Raw genomic sequence first — 6,153 nt, forward strand, 5'->3', positions numbered from 1 at the left:
GCTTGTTTAGCATTACTTTGTGTAAACGGCTGTGCCCACTCACTAAAGCGTGCTGCGTTAAGCCCAGATAGCTTGTCGCTAATTTTCATTAAACTGCCAATTTGCGCTGGTGTTAGTTCACGGCATACTTTCATGAGCTCTTCGCTGTGCTCTAGTAATTCAGGCTGAGTGAACTTGTCTGTTGCGGGTGGCGTTTCGTAATCAAGATTTTTTGCAGGTGAAATAACAGTGATCATAGTTAGCTATTGACTTGTAATTTATTTAGTGTCAATTTCAACATTAAATGAAACGAAAAGCACGTTTTGTTTAAATAAATCCTCTCTTAATAACCCATGCATTGCCGTTTTTTTATTGATCAGGACATAAGACCTATCAAGCATTGTCACACTGTTGCAGTATGGATTGTATATATTAAGAGTGATTAGATTTTTCTTTTAACTTGCTTGGAATGAGGAAAGCAAATGACTTCAGCTCTACAAAGGCTAAAACAACATTCATCTATTGTGGCCGACACTGGTGATATTGAAGCTATTAAAAAGCATCAACCAGAAGATGCAACTACAAACCCGTCACTTTTATTAAAAGCGAGCGAGATTGAAGCATATAAGCCTTACCTAGATAAAGCTTGGAGCTACGCAAAAGAAACCGAGCAAGAGCCTGCTAAACAACTTGAACTAGCTTGTGATTACTTTGCCGTATTACTTGGTAAAGAAATTAGCGAGATTGTACCTGGTTATATTTCTACTGAAGTAGATGCACGCCTTTCGTTTAATACACAAGCTACAATTGATAAAGCACATACCCTACTTAGCCTTTACGAAAAAGAAGGTGTAAGCAAAGACAAAATTTTAATTAAAGTAGCGTCTACATGGGAAGGTATTAAAGCCGCTGAGCAGCTAGAAAAAGAAGGCACTAAATGTAACCTTACTTTATTATTTAGCGATGCCCAAGCCCGTGCTTGTGCTGATGCAAACGTATTTCTAATTTCGCCATTTGTTGGCCGTATTTTAGATTGGCACGTTGCTAACGGTATGGAAAAACCAACCGATCCGCTACAAGATCCAGGTGTTCAGTCTGTACGCAGCATTTTTGAATTTTACAAACGCCATGACTACAAAACAGTTGTGATGGGTGCAAGTTTCCGTAATACAGGCGAAATTATTGCACTTACAGGTTGTGACAAGCTAACTATTAGCCCTAATCTTTTAGAAGATTTAGGTAACCTTGAAGGCGCACAAGAATATTTGCTTGAAAGCGATGTTCCACAAGAGCCAAAACCAGAGCCACTTACAGAAGCACAGTTCCGTTGGTTACATGACCAAGATGCTATGGCTACTGAAAAACTAGCTGAAGGTATTCGCTCTTTTGCTGATGCACAAGAACAACTAGAGGCGCGCTTTAAAGCAATGTAATTTGCTATAATCGTGTTTTAAAAAACGTCGCAATAGCGGCGTTTTTTTATGCCTAAAATACGCTACTCCTCCATATAATCTTTGTATAAACCTTCATCAACTCATCACATCCCCGTAACATAACTGTCACTTTTTTGTTCTATTTTAGTTATGCCTGTGGTATAGGTATTCTTGAGGTCAATAAAATCAATAGGAGAAGTTCATGGATAGCCTAAACGATATATTAGAGATATTAGAAGGACCAGATACAACAAGGAAAACCTCCCAGAAAAATAAAAAAAGAAAATGGCGTGAAATAGAAGCAATAAAAGACAAACAACGCCTACGTAAAGAACTACAAGAACTAGACTACTTTGCAGACAGTATTGCGATTGAAGAGCTCGATTTTTAATTCAATACGCCCCAACTAAACAAAAAGGCTTCCATAATATGGAATCCTTTTTTAATGCGCTGAAAAGAGCTGCATGAGATAAATTTATTATTCAGAGCCCTGGTTATTTACACCTGCCAGTTAATCGGTTTTTCATCTTGGGCTTGTAATAGCTCATTCGTTTTTGAAAAATGCTGACAGCCAAAAAAGCCTCTATGCGCCGAAAGCGGCGATGGGTGCGGCCCTTTTAAAATATGATGGCGAGCGCTATCTATGCCTTTACCTTTTTTTTGTGCATGTGCACCCCATAAAATAAATACCACACCTTCGCAGTGCTTATTAATATGGGCAATTACATTATCGGTAAATTGCTCCCATCCTAAATGCTTATGTGAATGCGCTTGTCCTTGCTCCACGGTCAATACTGTATTGAGTAAAAACACGCCCTGATCTGCCCAGCTTTGCAGGTAACCATGCTCAGGAATAATAAACCCGCTGATGTCGACAGCTAACTCTTTGTACATATTTTTAAGCGACGGCGGCAGCTTTTTTACATCAGGCAATACCGAAAAACACAAGCCATGCGCTTGCCCCTCTCCGTGATATGGGTCTTGTCCTAAAATTACAACGCGGATGTCATTAAGTGCGGTGGCATCAAAAGCACTAAATACTTGAGCTTCAGGCGGGTAAACAGCAACACCTTCATTGCGGCGATTAGCCACATACTCTAACGTTTGCTGCATGTAAGTTTGCTGTAATTCACTTTCTAAAAATGTAGCCCAATTGCTCATTGTGTACTCTTAATCTGTTTACGTGATGCGTCTATTTTATCACACATATCCGCGAGTCCATCTAGCATGCGCGGGGTAAAACGATGTAATAAATCGGCATTTACGCTAATAAATTGATCATTTTTAACTGCTGGTACTTCTGGCCACTTTTGCCAATTAACAATCGGCTGTGGTGTTTTTGATTTTTCATCAGGGATAATAATAACTTGTGGCTTAGTAACAATGACATTTTCGATACTAATTTGCGGGTAATCTGTAATGCTTTGTGCAAATACATTACTTACATGGCATGTTTCAATCAGTTGGCTTATCCACGTATTTTTACTTACTGTCATCATGGGCTCAGCCCATAACTGATAAAATCCGGTAATATTTTTTTTATCTTGCTGGCTTTTAACAATCGCGTTTAGTTTTTGTGTAAATGCATTTGCCGCTTGCTGGCTTTGCTTAATGTTCCCTGTAAATTCACCAAAAGTAAGTAACTCGTCGGCTACACCAGCGATTGTGGTCGGGTTACTTAAATATACTTTTATGCCAAGGCGCTCTATTTGGGCTAAATCTTCGCTTTGATTTCCGCTTTTCCACGCAATTACTAAGTCGGGTTTAAGCGCCGATACTTTTTCAAGCGAGATGCCGTAATAACCCCCTATGCGCTCAATACTTTGGGCTTCACTTGGGTAGTCGGCGTAATCAACCGTGCCCACAATATTATCGCCCGCCCCTATGGCAAATAGATTTTCGACTATATGTGGTGCAAGCGCGATTATTCGCAGTTTTTTAGAATCATTAACCTGCTCTGCAAGTTCACTGCCCGATACACTAAAAAGCAGTAGCCCAATAAAAAACGCTTTAAACATTAGTAATCAAACCCTTCGAGCGCTTTTATGCCTGAGTCGAATGCGTGTTTTACATTACGCACTTCGCTTACTGTGTCGGCAAGGTCTGTTAAAGTACGATGCGCTGCACGCCCTGTAATAATAACTGACTGCATTGGTGGGCGGTTATCAAGCGCTGTTACCACTTCATCTAAATCAACGTAGCCGTAGGTCACCATATACGTAAGCTCATCGAGTAATACTAAATCAATACTGCTATCAGCAAGCATACGTTTTGACTCTTGCCATGTTGCTTGGGCGGCTGCGGTATCGGCTTCTTTATTTTGCGTATCCCAGGTAAAACCGGTGTTCATTACAACAAACTCAACGCCTGCACCTTGTAATAAATTACGCTCGCCACATTCCCACGTACCTTTAATATATTGGCAAACAGCCGCTTTTTTACCATGCCCTACGCAACGTGCTACAACGCCAAAGCCCGAAGTTGATTTACCTTTACCGTTACCGGTAATTACCTGAAAAATACCTTTTACATCTTGCGCGGCTGCAACACGTGCATCCACTTGTTCTTTTACTTTTTGTTGGCGCTGCTGGTGCTTATCATTGTTTTGTTCAGTCATTATTGTGCCCTTCATAAATCGAGATAATTTGCTGTATGTTTAAATGCGTTTCACACATGGTTGCTAATCGTTCTAACTGCTGCTCACGGTGAGCGGCAATACCAATTGGGTTAATTGAGGCGCTTGGTTTTACCCATTTTAAAATTTGCGATGTAGCATCGGCTTCATCAAATAAACCATGTAAATAGGTGCCTGCAATGGCGTTATCATCGCCAATAAAACCATCTGTTTTAAAGCCATTTGGGTGGCTTTTATTAAAGGTTATAAATGGCTTATTAAGCGCTGCACCTTGGCTAATTCCTGCATGTATTTCGTAACCACTACACGGTGTTTGTTGGTTATTTAAAAACAGTGTAGCGGTTATTTTAGTTAATACTTTTTGCGCTGTTAGCGTGGTTTCAAAGTCGCATAGAGCGAGCCCATTTACTTGCTTTAATGATGACTCAATACCATCGGGATCGTTGAGCGTATTGCCCAGCATTTGCATGCCGCCACAAATGCCAAGTACTTTACCACCATAGCGTAAGTGGCGTTTAATTTGAGTGTCCCAACCTTCATTTTTCAAAAAGGTTAAATCGCCCAGCACGTTTTTACTGCCTGGGAGAATTATCAGATCAACTTCTGGGATCGTTTGCGTATGGCGCACGTAATTTATATTAATGTTTGGGTGCAAACGCAGTGCATCAAAATCGGTGTGGTTACTAATGTGGGGAACAAGCAGCACTGCAATATTAATTGAGGCGTTTGTTACGTTATTATCAATTGCGACGGCGTCTTCAGCATCAAGCGCAAGGTCGTGTAAATAAGGTAATACGCCAAGTACGGGTTTGTTTGTGTATTCTTCAAGCCAATCAAGCCCGCCTTGCAGCAAACCTATATCGCCTCTAAAGCGGTTTATAACAAAGCCTTTTACGCGCGCCTGTTCTGACTCGCTTAGTAGCGCTAATGTACCTACCAAATGTGCAAACACACCACCTTTATCAATATCAGCAATTATAATTACTGGGCAATCTACCTCTTCGGCGTAACCCATATTGGCAATATCGTTTTCACGCAGGTTTATTTCAGCAGGGCTACCTGCCCCTTCAACGAGGAGTAAATCAAAGCGTTTAGCTAAGCGGTTATGTGAGGTAATTACTGCATCCATCGCCACTTTTTTATAGTCGTGATATTTGCCCGCTTCCATATTACTAATGGCTCTTCCGTGAATAATCACTTGTGCGCCAGTATCGCTATTAGGTTTAAGTAATATAGGGTTAAAGTCTATTTCTGGCTCTACTTTAGCTGCTATTGCTTGCAAAGCTTGCGCACGACCAATTTCGCCGCCATCTTTTGTTACTGCGCTATTAAGTGCCATATTTTGTGGTTTAAAAGGCGCAACCTTTACCCCACGCTTAGCAAACACCCTGCAAAGGGCAGCAACTAAAGTGCTTTTACCAGCATCTGATGTAGTGCCTTGAACCATTAAGGTTTTCATGGAATTACACCCTTCGCTTTCTAAAAAACAATAAACTCAAAAAGAACACGCTACCAATAGCTGCAGTAATAACACCTACGGGCAGTTCTTGGTTTTTCAGCAATGAGCGCGAAAGTACATCAACCCACACCATAAATGTACCGCCCACCAAGCTGGTTACCAGTAAGCCAGCGATGGTGCCTTGGGATATAAAAAAGCGCACAATATGCGGTACCATTAATCCTACAAACCCAATACCACCACACATAGCCACCAGCACAGCGGTAATTAATGAGCTTAAAACTAGCATAAGTATTCTAAAGCGCTGGACCCTGACACCTAATGTAATTGCGCTTTCATCGCCAAGTAACATGGCATTGAGTTGTCTTCTAAAGCTCAGCATTACAAACGTACACAATGTAATTACCAATAAAGGCAACCAAAGCGTAGCCCACTGCGCACGAGCAAAGCTGCCCAGTGTCCAAAATAAAATAGCGGCTACCGCCTGAGGGTCACTCCAATAAAGCAACAAACTGGTAAACGCACTAAATAAAAACGACAGAGCAACGCCAGCTAATAGCATTGATTCTACCTGTGCACTTTGCTGCCTACCTGCAATAAGAATTAATAAACTCATAGCGAGTAAGCTACCTAATAACGCTGCTGCC

General features: G+C 41.1%; 8 protein-coding genes. 2 read left to right on the forward strand and 6 right to left on the reverse strand.

Annotated elements, in window-relative coordinates; translation table 11 throughout:
• The coding region (gene yaaA / locus L652_RS0108655; protein ID WP_029770236.1) for a peroxide stress protein YaaA at positions 1-236 on the reverse strand (236 nt) is incomplete at its 3' end.
• A gap of 225 nt (positions 237-461) precedes the next feature.
• Here yaaA and tal point away from each other — a divergent pair.
• Positions 462-1,412 (forward strand): transaldolase, encoded by a 951-nt coding sequence (gene tal, locus L652_RS0108660; protein ID WP_024596182.1) that lies wholly within the window; start codon positions 462-464, stop codon positions 1,410-1,412.
• Positions 1,413-1,614: 202 nt separating this feature from the next.
• Positions 1,615-1,803: a DUF3545 family protein gene (locus L652_RS0108665; RefSeq protein WP_024596183.1), complete on the forward strand. Its 189-nt coding sequence runs from the start codon at positions 1,615-1,617 to the stop codon at positions 1,801-1,803.
• Between the two features lie 107 nt (positions 1,804-1,910).
• On the opposite strand, the gene ung is transcribed toward L652_RS0108665, so the two are convergent.
• From ung to L652_RS0108690, 5 genes are all read right to left on the reverse strand, one after another.
• A complete protein-coding gene (ung, locus tag L652_RS0108670) occupies positions 1,911-2,573 on the reverse strand; it encodes a uracil-DNA glycosylase (RefSeq protein ID WP_024596184.1) in 663 nt (220 codons plus the stop codon).
• Entirely contained in the window at positions 2,570-3,430 is an 861-nt protein-coding gene (locus L652_RS0108675) for a cobalamin-binding protein (protein ID WP_024596185.1), read from the reverse strand. The genes ung and L652_RS0108675 overlap by 4 nt, the downstream gene beginning before the upstream one ends.
• Positions 3,430-4,029, reverse strand: coding sequence for a cob(I)yrinic acid a,c-diamide adenosyltransferase (cobO, locus tag L652_RS0108680; protein WP_024596186.1), 600 nt, complete (start codon positions 4,027-4,029; stop codon positions 3,430-3,432). Before cobO ends, L652_RS0108675 begins: the two co-directional genes overlap by 1 nt.
• Complete coding sequence (locus tag L652_RS0108685; RefSeq protein WP_024596187.1) at positions 4,022-5,506, reverse strand: cobyric acid synthase; 1,485 nt, start codon at positions 5,504-5,506, stop codon at positions 4,022-4,024. The genes cobO and L652_RS0108685 overlap by 8 nt, the downstream gene beginning before the upstream one ends.
• 4 nt (positions 5,507-5,510) lie before the next feature.
• Positions 5,511-6,153: iron ABC transporter permease (locus L652_RS0108690; protein WP_024603404.1), on the reverse strand; the 643-nt coding region annotated here is incomplete at its 5' end.

Source organism: Pseudoalteromonas sp. TB25 (assembly GCF_000497995.1).
GTDB classification, from domain to species: Bacteria; Pseudomonadota; Gammaproteobacteria; order Enterobacterales; family Alteromonadaceae; genus Pseudoalteromonas; species Pseudoalteromonas distincta.